Source organism: Mycobacterium sp. 1274761.0 (genome assembly GCF_001668615.1).
GTDB lineage: Bacteria > Actinomycetota > Actinomycetes > Mycobacteriales > Mycobacteriaceae > Mycobacterium.
This window is the reverse complement of record NZ_LZMC01000105.1, coordinates 1-18,611: the sequence shown is the minus strand read 5'-3', so window position 1 is coordinate 18,611 and position 18,611 is coordinate 1. Positions and strand designations below refer to the sequence as shown.

Sequence of the window (18,611 nt, the reverse complement as noted above, 5' to 3'; positions counted from 1 at the left end):
GCGCTGGTATCACTGGGACCCCTTCACCCACATCACCAAAGACCAGGCCACCGTCGGCGCACTACGCAAAGCGGCCGAAGGTCACGACGTTTCCATCAGAGCGCGCAGCAAGCACGATCACGGCGGTGGCGGATCGTCGGACTGGCAGTCGCAGATGAAGAAGGCCACTGCCAACGTCAGTGGTGACGCAGACTGACCATCAACTGGAATCCTCTACGGCGCAGCGTTCAGACGGTCGGCCACATCGCGCGGCCGACCGTTCGAGCATGCATGCAGCTTGTTGCGTTCGACTTTGCCGTTGGCGTTCAACGGAAGTGGCTGATCCCAGAACACCAGTTCCTCAGGTAGCTTGTACTTCGCCAGTCCCGCCGACGCGAGCTCCCGTGCAACATCGGCGAGCGAAATCGCGACGTCGGGTTCTACCACCAGCGCCACGGCAAGCCGTTCACCCGTTGTTAGATCCGGCACGGAGTACGCCGCGCACTCGCGCACACCGGCGATCCTGGCCAAGGCCTCGTCCACCTCGGCGGCGGGGATCTTCAACCCGTTGCGGATGATGATGTCCTTGAGCCGTCCCACGATGCGCACTCGTCTGCCCTCGAGTTCGGCCACGTCGCCGGTGCGGAACCACTCGCCGTCAAACGCATCGGCATCGTCGGCGGCGTCGGTGTAACCGAGGAAGGTGTGCGGCCCGCGGATACAGCATTCCGCCGGGTCACCGACAGATCCCAGGCGCACGTCGACGTCCCCCAGCGCGACACCGTCGTCGGCATGCCGTACGTTGCGTGGTTCGGTCCTCAGTCCCGACGTGCTCACCGGGACCTCCGATGAGCCGTAGGCACGCATCACGATGATCCCGAAGTCATCCTCGACCCGTTCGACAATGCGCCGATCCAGCACCGTGCCACCCAAATAGACAGCGCGCAACGGCATTTCATGTCCGGCAGTGACCGCTTCGTCGAGCACTCGATCCAGTAACCGGTCGGGTCCGCCGTACCAAGTGGCTTTCGAGGTGACCAGTAGTTCGCAGGTGGCTGAAGGCTCCCAGCGGTCCTCGAGCACGACCGGTGCGGCCAGCATGGGACCGATGAACAGCGCCTGCAGCACGCCGGTCACCGAGGCCAGCGGGCTGATCAAAAAGATCCGATCTCCGTCGGTCAAGCCGGCGGCGGCAATGTAGTTCGTCGATGCCTTAGACAGGGTGCTCAGCGAGTGGATGACGCCCTTTGGCTTCGACGTCGTGCCCGACGTGAAGAGAACGAACGAGGGCTCGTCGGCGGCGCGCTGGGTCCGCCGCACACCTGTCGCGCCACGCCCGCCGTGGGTTGTGACGTCGATCCACGCGCACTCCCCGGTCAGCGAGTCGGCGCCCACAGGCCAGTTCGGCGCGACCCCAAAACGCGCCCCGGTGCGGGCGACGATGTCGGCGATCTGTGCGGCACCCGCGCTGCGCGGCACCAACAGGACCACCGCGTCGATACGTACTGTAGCGTGCACGGCACTCACCGAGTCGACGTCGTTACCCGCTACCACGATGACCGGTGTCGATGCGGTTACGCCGGCATCCAGCAGCGCCTGGGCCGCCGCATCCACCCGCCCATCGAGTTCGGCGAAACTGATGTCTGCGCCCCTGGTTATCAGCGCGGGCAGGTCGGGATGGCGCACCGCTGCTGTACGCATCACGTCGAGCGGCTGATCCGACCACGAACCCGCGGCACGGTAACGCGCCCGCAGCGTGTCGGCTCGCCGCTGCGCGTTCGCCAGCAGCTCGGTCGCCATGCGCCCTCCGATGCAAATGTCCGTTCTCGACTATGTAAATGTAACCTCTCAGTCATGTCGCCAGATCACAACTCGTCGCGCAGCATCTCCACCATGACTTTCGACAACCAGGTCGCCATCGTCACCGGGGCCGGTGGCGGCCTGGGCCGGTGCCACGCCATCGAACTCGCGCGGCGTGGGGCCCGCGTGCTGGTCAACGACCTCGGCAGCGCCGTCGACGGCAGCGGTGCCTCGATCTCGGCGGCGCAATCCGTGGTCGACGAGATCACCGCAGCCGGTGGTACCGCAGTCGCAAACGGCGACTCGGTGGCCTTGGAGGACGGTGGTGCGGCGATTGTCGCCGCCGCGATGGACGCCTTCGGACAGGTCGACATCCTCGTCAACAACGCCGGGATCCTTCGCGATGCCGCATTCAAGAACATGACCGCCGATCAGGTCGACGCCGTGCTGTCGGTGCACCTATCGGGCGCCTTCAACGTCACGCGCGCGGTCTGGCCAGTGATGCGTGAGCAGAATTACGGCCGTATCGTCCAAACCACCTCAGGAACGGGGCTATTCGGCAACTTCGGGCAAGCCAACTACGGCGCCGCCAAGATGGGCCTGGTGGGAATGATGCATGTGCTCGCCATCGAGGGCGCGCGAAACGGCATCGCCATCAACGCCATCGCCCCCATCGCACGCACCCGGATGACCGAGGACATCATGGGCGAGGCGGGCAAGGCGATGGACCCCGAACTCGTCACTCCGGTTGTCGTCTATCTCGCACACCGCAATTGCGAGCGCACCGCGCACATCTACTCCGTCGGCGCGGGCAAGGTTTCTCGGGTGTTCATCGGGGTGACCAAGGGCATCGAGGACACCGCGCTCACCGCAGAAACCGTGGCCGCACACATCGACGAGATTGACGACCCCACGACGTTCACCATCCGTGGCGGCCCGACGAAGGTCGAGGTCTAGCAGCCCCGGAACCGCGGCTCCCGTCGCTCCGCGAACGCCTGCAGGCCTTCCTGCAGGTCGGCGGTCCGGGAGACGGCCTCCTGCGCCCACGCCTCCTGCTCGAAAGCACGATCGCGCCCCGACTCCGAGGAGACCGATAGCAGTCGCTTGGTCAACGACAACATCACAGTCGGGCCCGCCGCCAGGCGCACGGCGAACTCCTCGGCGGTGCGATCGGTGTTCTCCGGGGCGACCACACGGTTCACAAGACCCAGCCGTTCGCATGCCGATGCGTCGACGGGCTCACCGAGCATCAACAGCTCAGTGGCCTTGCGCAGACCGACGATTCGGGTCAGCAGATAAATCGCACCGGAATCAGGCAGGATGCCGCGGTGCACGAACGCCTGAATGAGACGCCCTTGCGTCGACATCACCACGAGATCGCAGGCCAGCACGAGGCTCGATCCGGCGCCGACCGCTGCACCCTTGACGGCCGCGACGACCGGCTTGTCACAGTCCAGTACGGAGGCCACCAGCCGCTGCCAGCCCTGCTGCAGCATCCGCGCGATGTCGCCGGGACGCCTCTGCGCCTGAGGTGTCGATGTGTCCTCCTGCGCCGAGAGTCCGGCACCCGCGCAGAAGTGCCGGTCACCGGCAGCGGTCAACAGCACGGCGCGCACAGCTGGATCGGAATGCGCACGGTGAAACGCTGCGGTGAGGGCATCACGAGCCAACGGCGACAACGAATTTCCGACATCGATGCGATCGATGGTGATTCGCTGTACCCCGTCGTCACCGACCGATACGACGATTCCGGAATCCTCTGTGCTCATCTTGGTCCACCTAGCGTTAACGGCGTTTCCGCTTTTCGGGTATCTTAATTTCCACTATGGTCCGGCGACGTAGCGGGCCGTCGGCGAAAGGCATGGAATGTCCGGCAGCGGCCAGATCACCGACGAGGGGTTGGCCCGGCTGCGCGCCACGATCGGCATCGCGGTTCCGCACACCCAACCGCCGCACTATTTCCGGGCAGGCGAGGATGCGTTCCGCCATGTTGCCGAGAGCTACGGCGACGCCAATCCGCTCTGGTGCGACCCCGAGTACGCCGCCAAGTCCGTGTGGGGCGAGAGCGTGGCCCCGCCCGCCCTCGTCGGCGGCGACACATTGATCGGCGAGGACGAGGTAACCGAACTCTCCGACTCCGACCGTGCCCTCACGAAAGGCGATCCGCTGCGCGGTGTGCACGCCTTCTACGCCTCGTCGTCGCGCGAATGGTGGGCGCCGCTGCGCGCCAATCACCGGGTGTTCCGACGCAATGCTTTGGTGGCTGCGCTCGACAAGAGCAGCGAGTTCGCCGACCGCGCGGTGCACGAATGGTCGGCCCAGGTGTTCCGCGATGACGACGGCACGCTGCTCGGCGGGCAGTACCGCAACATGATCCGCACCGAGCGCAGCAAGGCGCGCGGCCGCAAGAAGTACGAGGCCGTCGAACTCAAAACGTGGACGCCGGAGGAGATCTCGGAAATCGATGCGCGATACGCGCAGGAGAAGCCGCGTGGTGCCGAACCCCGGTGGTGGGAGGACGTCAACGAGGGCGACGTCGTCGGTCCCCTCACCAAAGGTCCGTTGACCGTCACGGACATGGTCTGCTGGCACGTCGGCATGGGTACCGGCATGTACGGTGTGCGGCCACTGCAACTGGCGTGGCGCAACCGGCAGCGCATCCCCCGTTTCTACACGCCCAACGAACACGGGGTGCCCGATGTCCAGCAGCGGGTGCACTGGGAGCCGGACGCGGCCCGCAACGCCGGTAATCCGACCACCTTCGACTACGGCCGCATGCGCGAAACCTGGCTGATTCATCTGTGCACGGACTGGATGGGTGACGACGCGTGGTTGTGGTCGCTGGACTGCGAATTTCGTCTTTTCAACTACGTCGGCGATCTGCACACCATCACCGGCACCGTCGTACGCAAGTACACCGCCGAGGGCGGCAGACCCGCCGTCGACCTCGAACTGGCGGCCACCAACCACCGCGGCGAGGTGACCGCGCCCGGCAGGGCGACCATCCTGCTGCCCAGCAGGCAACGCGGGCCGATGCGGTTGCCAGACCCGCCCGGCGGAGCCACTGACCTCGAAGAGCTGCTGACGGCGGTGTCAGCCCGGTTCACCGAACGCGCAACGCCATGACCTACGCCAGCGTCCCGGGTCTGCGCGCCGAACAGCACGGCGCCGTGCTGGCCTTGACGTTCGACAGGGCCGACCGCCGCAACGCCGTCAACGACGTGATGCTCGACGCGATGATCAGTCACCTCGCGGCCGCGGGCATCGACGAGAGCGTGCGGGTCATCCGGATCGACGCCGACGGGGCTGACTTTTGCGCCGGCTCCGACCTCATCGCGAACAACGCGAAGTCGCAGCGCAAGCCCCGGGTGGGCAGCACCCAACGCCGGCTCCCGAACAAAGCCAACCGGTTGATACCGCTGATGCTCGAGACTCAGGTTCCCATCGTCGCGGTAGTCCGAGGTTGGGCAGCCGGTCTCGGCTTCAATATCGCGATGGCCGCCGACTTCTGCGTCGCCGCCGACGATGCGCGGTTCTGGGAACCGTTCATGGCGCGCGGGTTCACTCCCGACAGCGGCGCCGCGTGGCTACTGCCCCGCCTCATCGGGCTGGTGCGTACCCGGCAGCTGCTGATGCTCGGCGAAGAGATCTCCGGCGCCACCGCTGCCGAATGGGGAGTCATCCACTCCGCCCACCCCGCCGCTGAAATTGACTCGGCCGCTGAGGGACTCGTGACAACGCTTGCCGCCGCGCCCACCGTCGCTCTCGGGCTCACCAAGTGGCTGGTGCACACAGGCAACGGACTGGATCTCGACCGCCACCTCCAGAACGAAGCAATGGCGCTCGAACTATCGAGTCGCAGCGATGATTTCAAAGAGGGCCTGGCCGCTTTCCGCGACAAACGCGATGCGAAGTTCGAGGGCCGATGACACGGATTCCCATCGACAAGTCGACCGATACCGCGGGGGCCGTCGCGGCCGTCGAGCAGTGGGTCAGGACGACCGTGCCCGAAGCATGGCGCACCGCAGCCGTCGAGGGGGCCACAGCGTTGCGCGCGGTTCGCAGCGCCGACGACTACCGGGCCTGGTATCCGGTGTTCGCCGCCTCGGGTCTTGTCGTGCCGACCTGGCTGCCCGAACACGGCGGGCTCGGCGTGGGCAACGAAGTTGCACGGGCCATCGACAGCGTGCTCGCACCGCTGCGGTTGACGCGGCTGAACCCGCTGGGTCTCAACAACGCCGCCGCGGCTCTGTTCAGCCACGGCACCGAGGAGCAACGATGTCGCTTCCTGCCGCCGATCGTGCGCAACGAGGAGAAGTGGTGCCAGCTGTTCAGCGAGCCGGGTGCCGGATCGGATCTCGCGTCGCTGGCAACCAGGGCGGTACGCGACGGTGACGACTGGGTTGTCACCGGCCAGAAGGTCTGGACGACATGGGCTGACGAGGCGGACTTCGCGATTCTGCTGGCCCGTACCGACCCTGATGCGCCCAAACACAAAGGCATCACGTACTTCCTGCTCGACATGCATCAGCCGGGCATCGAGGTGCGGCCGCTGCGGCAGATCACCGGTGAGGCGGAGTTCAACGAGGTCTTCATCGACGGGGCACGGGTGCCCGACGCCCACCGGGTCGGTGATGTCAACGACGGCTGGCGGGTCAGCGCCTCCACCCTGTCCAGCGAGCGTCAGATGGTGTCCGGCTCCGGATCGGGCGGCATGGGCCGCCTCGGCGGCTCGAGCGCCGCGCGTCTGATCTCGCTCGCTCGCGAAACCGGGCGATGGGACGACCCCGTCGTACGGAACAAGATCATGCGGCTGTGGGCACAGGAACAAATTCGCGGCTGGACCAATGCCCGTGTGCGAGAAGCACTTTCGGCCGGCGAGTCACCCGGGGCAGCCTCCTCGATCGGCAAGGTGCATCAAGCCACCCTGAACCAGCAGATTCAGGATTTGATGGCCGATCTTCTAGGCACCGCCGCGGTTGCCTGGCCTGCCACCGACGATGCCGACGCGCTACCGCGCGAGGTAGCCGGTTGGATGCGCAGCCTGGCCAACGGAACTGAAGGCGGTACCACCGATATCAACAAGAACATTCTCGGTGAACGGGTCCTCGGGCTGCCGAAAGAGCCGGACCCATGGAGGGGCAAACCCTGGAAGGAAATCCCCCGTTCGTGAGCCACTACGAGCGCCTTATCGTCGAGAAGCGCGACGGCGTCGGCTGGTTGATTCTCAACCGGCCGAATGCAGGCAACGCGTTCGACGCGCTGATGCTGGACGAACTCGAAGCGGCGTGGGCCGAGCTGGACGCCGACCGGGACGTGCGGGTCATCGTCAACACCGCAAACGGCAAGGCGTTCTGCACCGGCATGGACGTGGTGCAGGTCGCTCGCGACAAGGCGGCCATGCGCAAGCACTCGCGTCGCACCAGGGATGCCGAGTTGAAGATCTCCTCGTGGCACTGCGAGGTCTGGAAGCCGGTCATCGCCGCGGTCAACGGGGTGTGTGCAGGCGGCGGGTTGCACCTGGTGGCCGACGCCGACATCGTCATCGCCGCGGAGCAGGCTTCATTCGTCGACCCGCACGTGTCGGTCGGACAGGCGGTCGCCTACGAGGCGATCACGCTGCTGCGAAAGTCGCCGATGGAGGCCATCACCCGGATGACGCTGTGCGGCAGGGGCGAGCGGATCTCGGCGCACCGCGCGTACCAGCTGGGCATCGTGTCCGAGGTCGTCGGAGCCGTCGAGCTGCGGGCAGCGGCAGGCAAATTGGCCGCAGCGGTGGCGGCGAACTCGCCCACCGCGATGCGTGCCACCAAGAAGGCGCTGTGGTACTCGCTGGAGGTCGGCCTATCAGAGGCCGAACATGCTGCGGCCGAGCAGATCTGGCGACTGCGCAACCATCCCGACCACGCCGAGGGAGTACGGGCCTTCATTGAGAAGCGCCCGCCGAACTGGCTGCCGCCGGAAACCGTGGAGGTCTCGTGACCTATCAAAGGCTGATTGTCGAGCGCCGAGGTCCGGTGGGATGGATCATCAACAACCGGCCGGATCGACTGAATGCGTACGACGCGCTGATGCGCGAAGAATTCCCGCAGGCCTGGGCGGAACTGAACGCCGATCCCGACGTCCGTGTCATCGTGCACACCGGCAATGGCAGGGCCTTCCAGGTCGGTGCCGACGTCGACGACCTCGACGGTGAAGCTGTCCAGCAGTTCCAGGAGATGATGCGCACACTGGACCTGAAGTTGACGGGATGGCATTGCAACGTCGGAAAACCCATCATCACCGCAGTCAACGGGGTGTGCGCGGGCGGCGGACTGCATTGGGTCGCCGACGCCGACATCGTCATCGCGTCGTCGAATGCCAGCTTCGTCGACCCGCACGTGTCGATCGGTCAGGTCAGTGCTCTGGAAACCATCGCGTTGATGCGAAAGATCCCCGCCGAGGCTGTCTTACGTATGGCGCTCGTCGGCAGCCACGAGCGTCTCAGCGCGCAACGCGCCTTCCAGCTCGGCATGATCAGCGAGATCGTCGACCCACCAGAGCGGCTGCGTGAGGTGGCGCAGCAGCTGGCGGAGAAGATTGCGCAGAACTCCCCCGCGGCCATGCGGGCGACCAAGCGCGCGCTGTGGGGCGCGCTCGAGCACGGCTTGACCGACGCATGCCGCGAGGGTGCCAAACACCTGACGTCGATGTGGGGTCACCCCGACCAGAACGAGGGCCCACTGGCCTTCGCCGATAAAAGGACACCCGAATGGGAACCGCTGCAGGCGGACTCGTGACACTAGCCGACCTGCTAGGCAATGTGCCGGAAACCGCGGTGCACAGCCTGAACGACGACGTATCGCGTGTCGACCTCGCCGCGAGCTCAGATCGGCTGAGCTCCCTGCTCGCCGAAACCGGCCTGGCCACCGGCGAGGTGGTTGCGGTCATGCTGCCCAACGACGCGACGACGGTGGCCGCACTTTTCGGGACATGGCGCGCGGGCGGGGTGTACACGCCGCTCAACCCGCGGGCAGCCGATGCGGAGTTGACCTCGCAGCTCGCAACCCTTCGGCCGGTCGCAGTGATCACGACACCTGACTGGGCACACCGCTTCGCCGACGCCGGGTTGCCTGTGGTCGCCGGCGCAGGGTTGTCGTGGTCGCTGCAAGCCGCCGCACGGCCCTCTGATCAGCGGACGTACGACCCCGATGTGGCGCTGTTGCAGTTCACCTCTGGGACCACGGGGCCACCGAAGCCGGTGCCACTGCGACATGCAACGGTGCTCGACCTGATCGACCGTCTGCTCGGCAAGCTGCGCGGCAATCGCGGACCGGGCCCGCCGGGTCGGGCGCCGATGCCGAACCTCGTTCCGTTGTCGCTGTCGCTGTGGGCGGGTATCTATCAGGTGCTGTTCGCCTTCCGCGCGGGCTCGGGTGTGGTGTTGATGGACCGGTTCTCCCCCGCAGACTTCGCGGTGCTCGTAAAGCGTCACCAACTGCGCTCCACCGTGTTGCCGCCCGCGGCGTTGACGATGGTGCTGCACGACGAATCCGTCACCGATCTGGCTCCCCTGAAGATCGTGCGGTCCATCACCGCGCCCCTGTCGCCCGTGCAGGCCCGTCGGTTCCGCGACAAGTTCGGCGTGCTCGTCCTGAACTCTTACGGCCAGACGGAACTCGGCGGCGAGGTCGTGGGATGGTCCGCGGCCGATGCACGCCAATGGGGTGAGACCAAGCTGGGCTCCGTCGGCCGCCCACTGCCCGGAATCGACGTCACGGTCACCGAGGACGAGGTGATGGTGCGCACACCGACTACGGCGGCCCGCAAGATCGACCCGGCATTCCTCGACCGGCTGACTGACGACGGCTGGTTTCACACAGGCGATCTCGGTTGGTTCGACTCCGACGGGTTCCTGTGGCTCGACGGCCGGGTCTCCGACATGATCAATCGCGGCGGCCTCAAGGTGTTTCCTGGAACCGTGGAAGACGTGCTCCTCGCTGCCGATGGTGTGCGCGAAGCCGCAGTGGTCGGAATACCCGACGACCGCTTGGGCGAAGTTCCATGGGCCTTCGTTGCACTACACGAGGGCGGCCCTGCCGAAGACGATCTGATCACCTGGTGCCGCGAACGATTGACGCCGTACCGGGTCCCCGTCCGGATCGTGATCGTCGACAAGTTACCCCGCAACGACGTTGGCAAGGTCGTCAAACGCGAACTGGCGGCGCGCGCGCAAGCCTGAAACATTTATTCAGGCGCGGCACCCGGCCAGCGCCGTGTGACGAGATTCCATGGATCGGCGTACACACCCGGCAGCCCCCGATATGGCATCCGCCGCCTGAGCATCAGCCGGACAGCCGGAGCAATTGCAGCGAAGAGGTACCGCCACCAACCGACGCGCATGCCGATCTCGTGAAGCATGTCGGGCCACGAATGATTTTGGAAGGCAAGCGCTTCCTGTGCCCGAGCGGTGTCCATCCAGTCGCAGACGAACCATGCCGCGTCGTCGTCAGGATTGCCGGGTCGGCCGGCCGGATAACAGTCGCGAAGTCCCATGGCGGCGACGATCGCGGGACCCATGTCTCCCTGCAGCAGCCGGTGGCTTTCGTCCCCTCCGATCATCAACGTCTCCCCCACGATGTCTGCCGTGGTTGCCGCAGCGAAGGCGCTCGCGACATCCCGCACATCGACGGTGTTGACGCGGCCGTCGGACGGCATAGCCCATTCGAGGAACAGCACGTTGGAGCTAACCGGAAGCGAACGCAGCCGCGCGCTCACGACCGCGCCCAGCCGCAAGATCGCCCAGTCGAGTCGTGAATTTCGTACGATCAGCTCCGCAGCGAGCTTTTGCGAGCCGTAGGAGTCAACGGGCCTCAGCGGTGAGTCCGCGTGCAACAGGCCATTGCGGTGCGGATTCCGTGATCCGTGGACAGCGACACTCGACGCCATCACGAAACGAGGCCGGCTGGGCAGACGCTGCGCGCAAGTCACCAATGACCGGGTCCCTTCCACGTTGACCGCACGCGCCAGATCGGGCTTCTCGTAACAGGCCGTCGGAATGACGGCGGCAAGGTGAATGATCGTCGCCGGCGCCACTTCTGCCAGCAGCGCTTCTGTTTGCGACTCGTCGGTGAGGTCCGACCAACGGACTTCAACACCATCAGGTAACCGCCTTGCCGCCTTGAGATTGGCGGGGGTTTGAAGATCGGTTGCGATTACGGCGGCCCCCGCCTCCCGCAGACGCAAGACCGTCTCCGTACCCACCATTCCGAAGGCTCCGGTGACCAATACTGACCGGGTACCCATCGAAATCCACCTCCTGAGAATCTCTGCTCTCAATATCGAGAGGAATGTTACTCTTTCCCGGAAACCGTCCTTTCATAAGAGCCGGAGGTGACGTCGTGTGGCAGGAACTCGTGCGGATGGTCGTGACGTGGGCCGTCATGTGCGGACTGGTCGCGTTCTTCTACTGGATGCTGGCGAACATCGGCACGTTCTAAGGACAGGAGGATTCATGGACGACCAGGACCGACGACGTAGGCGCGGGCTCATTGCGTTCCAAATCTTCATCTACGGCTTGTTGATCGCGATGTTCGCGATCCAGGTGCAGATGTACTTCACCAGGGACTGGTGAGCGATCATGGCCTCCAGCCATTCCCCGACGCTGGACGAGCACGAGGCATACACCCGGCAGTCGCAACGCCGGGCCGACCGATGGTTGATCGCCGGTACAGCGATGATGGGCACCTTGGTGCTCGGGCCCATCGGGCTGCCCATCTTCTGCCGAGGGCTCTTCTTGCTGAGAAAGGCGCAGCGGGAAGGGTTGTCCGTCCGGCCCACGATGGTGACGCTCATCGGTTATGTGATCATCCTCGACGCCGCACTCAACAGCATCGGGTGGGCACTTGACCTGTTCGCCAATCACGCGTTGATCACGCGCACCGTTTTCACGGCCTGGGGCAACCTGATCGACGCCGGTTACTTCTGGCATTACAACGAACTCTGGATCGGCGGAGCCGGCGCGCCCGGTGAAAAGGCCTGGGTGATGGTGTGCGTCCTGATCGCCTTTCCGATGCGGATCGCCGCCGCCATCGCATTCCTCCAGATGAAGCGCTGGGGGCATCAATGGCTGATCGTGACGTGCTGGTTCGGGATCGTCGTATGGACCGGCTACATCTTCAACATGACGATGTACGCCGATGTGCGCTATGCGGCAGTGGGATTGCCCGTCTTCGGCTGGTGGGCGTTCAACATCTTCTACATCACACCCTTCCTGGCGATTCCGTACCTGCACACCGTCAACCGCGAGATTTTCTCCGACTAGTACTTCTGAAAGGACCGTCGTGTCTGAAACCACGCCGGAGACAATGGATTCAGCCAAGCAATTACCGCTGGGTACGACGTCCACCTGGGCACGGATGCACACATGGCTTCGCCGGGGCCTGTACGTCTGCCTGTTCGGACTGGTGATCGAGGGCTCGCTGACGGTTCCGGTGATGGCGATCTGGTACGGCTGGCCCACACTGTCACTGACCGAGATCTGCAGCGAGCTGATGAAGGTCCGTTTCTCCGACGACAGCCTCGAGTGTCAGCAGCCGTATCCGATCGGGGGTCCGCCGTTCGGTGGCGCACCGGAAGCCGCCGGCCAGCACACTGCCCGCGACGATTGGGGCATCCAACCCAAGCCGCGTTATGAGCGCATCGGGTTTCGCGAACTGGTCCGCATTCACGAAGAACGCATGGCCGAGCAGTCCGCCGATCAGAACCGCTGACATGGCGGCCGGCACTGCCGTCATTGGGCCAGCCGTTGAGCTGTCGGCGATCCTTAGCCGGAGCCTTGATGCGGTAGCCGTCGACAGAGAGACGCAGCTTCCGAAAGTCGACGGAGTGGTCATCGTCGTCGGCGCGGAAGCAGAGTCCGTGCTGCTCACCGCACAAACCGCCGAACAATGGGACCTCGCCGTCAACACAGCGATGTGGCACATTCTGCAGGCGCTGCAACGCGCGCGCGCATCGCTTCTCGACGACGGAGGTCGCATCGTGGTCTTGACCCCGACAATCGGCATCGCCGGCGCTCAAGGCCTGGTCGCTTTGACCACGGCTGTGGAAGGCATCCGTGCGATGGTGAAATCCGCTGCGCGCCAATGGGCCTCCGAATCAATAGTCGTCAACATGGCGGCAGCACCGCTTCAGCTGTTCGCACCAGGGTTGGCCACCTCCGCAGCCCACCTCACTGCTTCGGCCGTCAGCGACGACTCGCAACTGCTCGGCTCGGTCATCGAGACCGTGAAATTCCTCCTCCGGCGGGATATCGGCTATCTCGTCGGCGAGACGATCGTCGTCGACGGCGGCTCGGTGATGCTGCCATGACACTTGTCGGCACGACTGCTCTGGTGACCGGATCCGGCGGTGGCGTCGGCCGCGGTATCGCGATGGCGCTTTCTTCTAACGGTGCATATGTCATCGTCGCGACGCGATCAGACAACGGGTCGGCCGTCGCCGAGGAGATTGAGGCCCGGGGGCACCGGGCAACCTGGGTGCGTTGTGATGTGACAGACGCCGCCGAGGTGGCCGCCGCAGTCGACGTCGCGGTCGCCACGACCGGGCGGCTCGACGCCGTGGTGCACAACGCAACGAGCAACCTATCGAGCCAGCCGCACCAGTTGGCAGATGTCGACCGTGCGCTCTGGGCGCAGCACTACGCGGTCTCCATCGGTGGCGTGCGGCACTGCGCAGTCGCCGCGTTCGATGCGCTCAAAAAGCGGGGCGGGACGCTGTTGGTCATGACGTCACCGGCCGGCATCGAAGGCAGCGCGACACTTCCTCTCTACGCGACGATGAAAGGAGCACTGCGCGGCTTCGCCAAGAGCCTCGCGCGCGAATGGGCTCCGCTCGGCATCACCGTCAACGTCGTCTCGCCGCTGGCGTATTCGCCGGCCATGACCGCGGCCATCGAGGCCGAACCGGCGATGGAAGAACGACTGTCCCGGCGAGTTCCGCTTGGACGTATCGGAGATCCGGAGCGCGACATCGGCTCCGCGGTCGCCTTCCTTGTCGGACCCGCGGCCAGGTACATCACCGGACAGACGCTGGGTGTCGATGGCGGCCACTACACGAGCATCTGAGGGTCATGTGGAACTGGGACTGCCAAAGCGGCTCGGCCGGTTGATAGTATGAAAATCACGATTCTCAAATTGCGCATATGCAGTTAGCCACCTGGCAGAAGGAGCGCCCATGGCCGATGACCGAGCCTTCGAGGTGTGGGACGCCGACAACCACATGTACGAGACGATCGACGCCTACACGCGGTACCTGCCGGAGAAGTACTCGGAGGCGCTCAAGTTCGTAGACGTCAAGGGCCGCAAGAAGCTCCAGATCCTCGGCACCATCACCGAGACCATCCCCAATCCCACCTACGAGGTCATCCCGACCCCGGGCGCGTGGGCCGACTACTTCCGTGGAATCAATCCCGAGGGCAAGACGCTGCGCGAGCTGGCCGCTCCGATCCGCTGCCCGGACGAGTTTCGCCGCCCTGACCTGCGCTTGGCGCTGATGGACCGCCAGGGCGTCGACGGCACGGTCATGTTCCCCACGACAGCGGGCATGCTCGAGGAGCGGACGAAGTCCGACACAGAACTCACCCACGCGGTGACTCACGCCTTCAACCGCTGGCTGCTCGAGGACTGGACGTTCAACTATCAAGACCGGATCTTCGCCGTGCCTGCCATCTCCTTGAACGATCCGGCGCTCGGGGTCAAGGAACTGGAGTGGTGTCTGGAGAACGGCGCGAAGACGGTGCTGATCCGACCCGCACCGGTGCCGCGCGAGGATGGCACGTCGCGGTCTGCCGCGCTTCCTGAGTTCGACGGCTTCTGGCGGCTCGTCGAGGCCGCTGGCATCTCGGTGCAGATGCACAACTCGGACTCCGGCTACGAACGCTACGTCGACGACTGGGAGGACGCCGCCGAGTTCAACGGTTTCGCGTTGAGCAAGCTGCGGGGCTTCATCTACGAGGAAAGCCGCAACATCTTCGACACCCTCGCTGCGTTCATCGCGCACGGCGTGTTCGAACGGTTCCCCGGCGTGCGTGTCGGCGTGGTCGAGAACGGCGGATCGTGGGCACATCGCCTGATCGACGTCTTCGACCGCGTATACCGCAAGCGGCCATACGACTTCAGCGAGCATCCAGCTGACGTGTTCCGAAGGAACGTCTGGATCAACCCGTTTCATGAAGAGGACATGTCCCAGCTCGTCGAGCTGCTCGGGGCCGACCGGGTGATGTTCGGTTCCGACTATCCGCATCCCGAGGGTCTTGCCGAACCCAGAGACTTCATCAGCGAGCTGACCAACCTTCCGCAGGACACCGCGGCGCGGGTGATGGGCGGAAACTTGAAGGATTTGCTCGGGGTTTGATACGACCGCTATCCGTCAAGGATGTCTCGTTTGTGATTGCCTGCTCACGATGGTTGGTCCGGCCAACGGACGGTCAAGAACACCGGGTGGCGCATCGACGACCGCGGGTATTGCGTTGACTGCCGCCATCGCCGTGACTGCCACGCCCGGATTGACCCGATCTGACGGGGAACTGTCGAAGTAGAGTTCCATGCTCATACTCGGGCTGCCGTCGACGCGAATGACCATGCCACCCTGGTTTTCCCTCGACGGTTTCGGCCATCGCTGCGGCCACGGTGTTGAACTCACCGTCGCGAAGTACTGAACAGCAACTCGCGGCCGTCCATCGACGACGCCGGCGAGCTGCCACCGGTGCGCACAGATCGTCCCTTCCGGGATCACACCCAGCGCAGTTTCCAAATCGGCTGGTGCGAGCAGTGTTTCCCAGTCGAGTTCGACCTTGTCGAGTTCAAGTCCCAGGATGTCGGCGATGTAGCGCACCACGGTCTCCCAGTCGTGGTTGACTTTGCCCGAAGCGATGCGGGCCGGCACGTGCCCGTCCGGCTTTCCGAAGCCCATGGATTCGTGCAGGACATCCCAGATCGGGTAGGCCCTGTCGAGGTCTGTCGCGTACTCGTCCATCCGGTAGGTGTCGACGCTTCCAGCACCGGCCAGCAGGGCGGTGGGGATGTTCAGGCTGATGAAGCCCGGTTCGGCGCCAGTCGCGTAGAAGGTCGAATTGCCCTTCGCCGCGGCCGCTTCAAGCGCCGCGCGCCACTCAGGCGGCGCGGCCGCCGGATAGACCAGCGGAATCGTCGCGATCGTCACGACGTTGATCCCCGCCTCGAGATATCCGACGATGTCCGAGATCGCGTCCGCCTCACGCCGAACTGCAGTGGCGCAGTACGTAACACAGTCCGGTGCACTTGCCACTACCGTATCCAGATCGTCGGTGGCCGCAATACCGATTTCAGAACCGCCGTACAGTTGACCGGCATCCATCCCCGCCTTGTCAGGCGTCGACACTTTCACGCCCACGAGTTCCAATGCGGGGTCATCGACGATCGCACGGAGTGCCTCCCTGCCTGTCAAACCCGTGCCCACGTGGACAACCCGCAACTTGCGGGACTTCTCGTCGGTCATTGAGTCAACCCTTCTGTGTGCCTCGGTAAGAGCACCGACCTCAGGCTCCCGAACCGCCCTCACGCAGGAAATTGACGGTGTACTTTTGGCTCGTCAACCCCTTGGGGTCCAGCCCGATGAGCCCCATCAACCGTTCCCACTTGTCTGATTCGACGAACCAGTCCCATCGTGTGACGTGTCCGTCTTCGTTGGTCCAGATGTAGTCCCACTCCCGCAGCTCCAGTACCGACCCGTCGGCGAGCGTGCCGGCGTAGGTGTCGCAGGACGTGAAACCCCAATCCCCGGCGACACATTCGAACGGGCTCACAAGCCGGTAGTCCGGCATGTGCTTCCACCACATGCGCCACTCCGCGGTCAGCATGTCACCGTCCGGCGCATATTTTGCCATCGCCGCCGCAACCTCGTCGGAGAACATCTCGGCTGCCGACTGTGGAACTCCGTCGTTGAACAGCGGACTCATCATGACGTAATCGGGTGCGAACACGAATTTTTCGCCAAAATCGACATGTCGTCCCCGGTCGATGGGTTTCGCATAACCTTCCCATTTCTCGAAGGCGATTCGCTCATTCAAGGTCGTACGGCCGCTCGCCATGTCACCAATTCCTCTCCCTTAGCCCAACTCAGCGAATCTCTTCAGGTACGGCCACGCGATATCGGGAGGAATTCCGCCGCACAGCGGTGAGAGATTGAACATCTCCCCGTCGGCGACGCGCGCCTTCGCTTCGTCGACCGACAGGATGACGTGGGACGAGGACGTACGGCGGAGTTCGTCGACGGACGTGGCGGTGCTCATGTTGGCCGACACCTGGTTGTCGGGATTCCACTCCGAGTAGGCCATCGCATCGTGCAGCAGATACTTGCCGATCTCGTCCCATGCAGCATCGACATCCTCTGCCACGAAGAGGTTCGCTGCGACATCTCGTTCCGGTATGAGCACGAAGCCGGGCTCAAATCCGTTGTCGTGGCTCGCCTTTTCATACGCTTCGCGCATACCTGGTACACCGCCGTTGGCGAGCAGACCGAGGCCGTTGCGTCCGGCACGCCGTGCCGCCGCTAAGCTCGATCCGCCCCAATTCAATATCGGCCCCTCCGGCGTGCGTGGACGCGGAGTGACCTTCATGCGTCTGCCGCCGTGTTCGATCTCTTCACCGGCCAAGAGCCGGCGCAACAGGCCGAGCTTCTCGTCGGCGATGCGACCCCGCTCGGACATGGACAGTCCGAAGTGTTCAAATTCTCGGGCACGGTAGCCGATTCCAAAGACATAGGTAGCCCTGCCCGCGCTGATGTGATCCAACACCGAGATGTCCTCGGCTAGGCGGGCCACATCGTAGAAGGGCAGGAGAATCGTCAGGTTCAGCATCAGCTGTTCAGTGCGGGCGGCGATCGCCGCGCCGAGCAGCAGCGGTGACGGAAGATAGCCGTCGTCGGCACAATGGTGTTCACACAGCACCACGGCGAGGCAGCCACGGGTCTCGGCCCATGCCGACATCTCGCAGGCCGCGGCGTACAAGTCGGTCGGCGGTGCACCCATCGACGGCGCTCGCATGTCGAATCGGAGGGTGAACATCGTGGTGTCTAACTCCCCTGCCTCGCGTCGGTTCCCATGACGTCGGCACTCGCCTGCATGATCAACCGAACCGCATCGTTGCGTGACAAGGACTTGAGGACTTCGAGAGCCATCCGAACGTCATCACCCGTCGCGACGGTCGGACCGTTGCCTAGGTTGGCGAAGGCCTCGTCCACCACGCTCGCGGCGGTGACCGCTCCCGGAGGCATCTCGTCGAGTGATGCGAGACGCCCGCGCTCGAACTCCAACTTTCGCAACGCCGGTGTATCCGTCATCCCGAGCACCAAGCCGAGCACGTCCACACCTGTGTCTTGCAATTCCACCCACAGTCCTTCGGTGAACACCATGTCGAATGCTTTGCTTGCGCCGTACGCGACCATGTTTCGGCCCCCCGCCAAAGCCGCACCCGACGTGAAGTTCACTATTCCGCCTCGACCGCGATCAACCATCTGGCGCGCGAAGTGGTGGCACAGCCGCATCATCACCAGGCAGTTGCGCTGCAGCAGGGCTTCCGCGGCCGTTACCGGGTTCGCGAGGAAAGGTTGGTAGTTCGGATCGCCGCCCGCACCGGGGCCGAGACGCGGACGCTGGCCGTCGACCTGACCGACCCTGATGCCGCTTCGCGGATCATGGACGACACGTCGGACATCGAGATCGGCATGTTGGTCTATTGCGCGGGCGGCGATCCGAACTACCAACCTTTCCTCGCGAACCCGGTAACGGCCGCGGAAGCCCTGCTGCAGCGCAACTG

The 18,611-nt window shown here is 64.6% G+C and carries 19 protein-coding genes and 1 pseudogene; 13 read left to right on the top strand and 7 right to left on the bottom strand.

The genetic code is table 11. The features are described from left to right. Positions 1-196 (top strand): annotated as a pseudogene (locus A5651_RS21565) (amidohydrolase); the annotation flags it as partial. Positions 197-213: 17 nt separating this feature from the next. Here the strand turns inward: A5651_RS21565 and A5651_RS21560 are convergent. Continuing rightward, positions 214-1,734, bottom strand: a complete 1,521-nt coding sequence (locus A5651_RS21560; RefSeq protein WP_197496722.1) for an AMP-binding protein — start codon at positions 1,732-1,734, stop codon at positions 214-216. 138 nt (positions 1,735-1,872) lie between these two features. Here A5651_RS21560 and A5651_RS21555 point away from each other — a divergent pair, with 138 nt between their 5' ends. Then, positions 1,873-2,736: an SDR family NAD(P)-dependent oxidoreductase gene (locus A5651_RS21555; protein WP_197496720.1), complete on the top strand. Its 864-nt coding sequence runs from the start codon at positions 1,873-1,875 to the stop codon at positions 2,734-2,736. Here A5651_RS21555 and A5651_RS21550 read toward each other — a convergent pair. After that, the gene (locus A5651_RS21550) at positions 2,733-3,548 is read right to left on the bottom strand and encodes an enoyl-CoA hydratase/isomerase family protein (RefSeq protein WP_066985802.1); all 816 of its coding nucleotides are present in this window, start codon (positions 3,546-3,548) and stop codon (positions 2,733-2,735) included. The genes A5651_RS21555 and A5651_RS21550 overlap by 4 nt on opposite strands. A gap of 97 nt (positions 3,549-3,645) precedes the next feature. Between A5651_RS21550 and A5651_RS21545 the strand changes: the two genes are divergently transcribed. The 6 genes from A5651_RS21545 to A5651_RS21520 are packed head-to-tail and all read left to right on the top strand — an operon-like array spanning position 3,646 to position 10,000. After that, complete coding sequence (locus A5651_RS21545) at positions 3,646-4,905, top strand: hypothetical protein (RefSeq protein ID WP_066985799.1); 1,260 nt, start codon at positions 3,646-3,648, stop codon at positions 4,903-4,905. After that, positions 4,902-5,708: an enoyl-CoA hydratase/isomerase family protein gene (locus tag A5651_RS21540; protein ID WP_066985797.1), complete on the top strand. Its 807-nt coding sequence runs from the start codon at positions 4,902-4,904 to the stop codon at positions 5,706-5,708. The genes A5651_RS21545 and A5651_RS21540 overlap by 4 nt, the downstream gene beginning before the upstream one ends. Next, positions 5,705-6,952 carry an acyl-CoA dehydrogenase family protein gene (locus tag A5651_RS21535; RefSeq protein WP_066985794.1) on the top strand — a complete coding sequence of 416 codons (1,248 nt, stop codon included), beginning with the start codon at positions 5,705-5,707 and terminating at the stop codon, positions 6,950-6,952. Before A5651_RS21540 ends, A5651_RS21535 begins: the two co-directional genes overlap by 4 nt. Further along, positions 6,949-7,761: an enoyl-CoA hydratase/isomerase family protein gene (locus A5651_RS21530; protein WP_066985791.1), complete on the top strand. Its 813-nt coding sequence runs from the start codon at positions 6,949-6,951 to the stop codon at positions 7,759-7,761. Before A5651_RS21535 ends, A5651_RS21530 begins: the two co-directional genes overlap by 4 nt. After that, positions 7,758-8,558, top strand: a complete 801-nt coding sequence (locus A5651_RS21525) for an enoyl-CoA hydratase/isomerase family protein (protein WP_066985787.1) — start codon at positions 7,758-7,760, stop codon at positions 8,556-8,558. The genes A5651_RS21530 and A5651_RS21525 overlap by 4 nt, the downstream gene beginning before the upstream one ends. Next, positions 8,555-10,000 (top strand): class I adenylate-forming enzyme family protein, encoded by a 1,446-nt coding sequence (locus tag A5651_RS21520; RefSeq protein ID WP_066985816.1) that lies wholly within the window; start codon positions 8,555-8,557, stop codon positions 9,998-10,000. The genes A5651_RS21525 and A5651_RS21520 overlap by 4 nt, the downstream gene beginning before the upstream one ends. A gap of 5 nt (positions 10,001-10,005) precedes the next feature. Here the strand turns inward: A5651_RS21520 and A5651_RS21515 are convergent, their stop codons facing one another. Further along, positions 10,006-11,064, bottom strand: coding sequence for an NAD(P)-dependent oxidoreductase (locus A5651_RS21515; RefSeq protein WP_066985784.1), 1,059 nt, complete (start codon positions 11,062-11,064; stop codon positions 10,006-10,008). Positions 11,065-11,398: 334 nt separating this feature from the next. Between A5651_RS21515 and A5651_RS21510 the strand changes: the two genes are divergently transcribed. The 5 genes from A5651_RS21510 (at position 11,399) to A5651_RS21490 (ending at position 15,171) form a co-directional block, all read left to right on the top strand. Then, on the top strand, positions 11,399-12,082 hold the full coding sequence (locus A5651_RS21510; RefSeq protein WP_231988783.1) for a hypothetical protein: 684 nt from the start codon (positions 11,399-11,401) through the stop codon (positions 12,080-12,082). A gap of 43 nt (positions 12,083-12,125) precedes the next feature. After that, positions 12,126-12,530, top strand: coding sequence for a hypothetical protein (locus tag A5651_RS21505; protein WP_066985781.1), 405 nt, complete (start codon positions 12,126-12,128; stop codon positions 12,528-12,530). A gap of 1 nt (position 12,531) precedes the next feature. Next, positions 12,532-13,128, top strand: coding sequence for an SDR family oxidoreductase (locus A5651_RS21500; protein ID WP_066985778.1), 597 nt, complete (start codon positions 12,532-12,534; stop codon positions 13,126-13,128). Then, the gene (locus A5651_RS21495) at positions 13,125-13,883 is read left to right on the top strand and encodes an SDR family NAD(P)-dependent oxidoreductase (protein WP_066985775.1); all 759 of its coding nucleotides are present in this window, start codon (positions 13,125-13,127) and stop codon (positions 13,881-13,883) included. The genes A5651_RS21500 and A5651_RS21495 overlap by 4 nt, the downstream gene beginning before the upstream one ends. A gap of 109 nt (positions 13,884-13,992) precedes the next feature. Further along, positions 13,993-15,171: an amidohydrolase family protein gene (locus tag A5651_RS21490; RefSeq protein ID WP_066985772.1), complete on the top strand. Its 1,179-nt coding sequence runs from the start codon at positions 13,993-13,995 to the stop codon at positions 15,169-15,171. 15 nt (positions 15,172-15,186) lie between these two features. Here A5651_RS21490 and A5651_RS21485 read toward each other — a convergent pair whose 3' ends face one another. The 4 genes from A5651_RS21485 to A5651_RS21470 form a co-directional block, all read right to left on the bottom strand. Further along, positions 15,187-16,293, bottom strand: a complete 1,107-nt coding sequence (locus A5651_RS21485) for a dihydrodipicolinate reductase (protein WP_231988782.1) — start codon at positions 16,291-16,293, stop codon at positions 15,187-15,189. Positions 16,294-16,333: 40 nt separating this feature from the next. Then, complete coding sequence (locus A5651_RS21480) at positions 16,334-16,777, bottom strand: hypothetical protein (RefSeq protein ID WP_231988781.1); 444 nt, start codon at positions 16,775-16,777, stop codon at positions 16,334-16,336. A 126-nt stretch (positions 16,778-16,903) separates the two neighbouring features. Continuing rightward, the gene (locus A5651_RS21475) at positions 16,904-17,860 is read right to left on the bottom strand and encodes an LLM class flavin-dependent oxidoreductase (protein ID WP_066985767.1); all 957 of its coding nucleotides are present in this window, start codon (positions 17,858-17,860) and stop codon (positions 16,904-16,906) included. Positions 17,861-17,868: 8 nt separating this feature from the next. Then, on the bottom strand, positions 17,869-18,611 hold a 743-nt coding region (locus A5651_RS21470; protein WP_231988780.1), incomplete at its 5' end, for an SDR family oxidoreductase.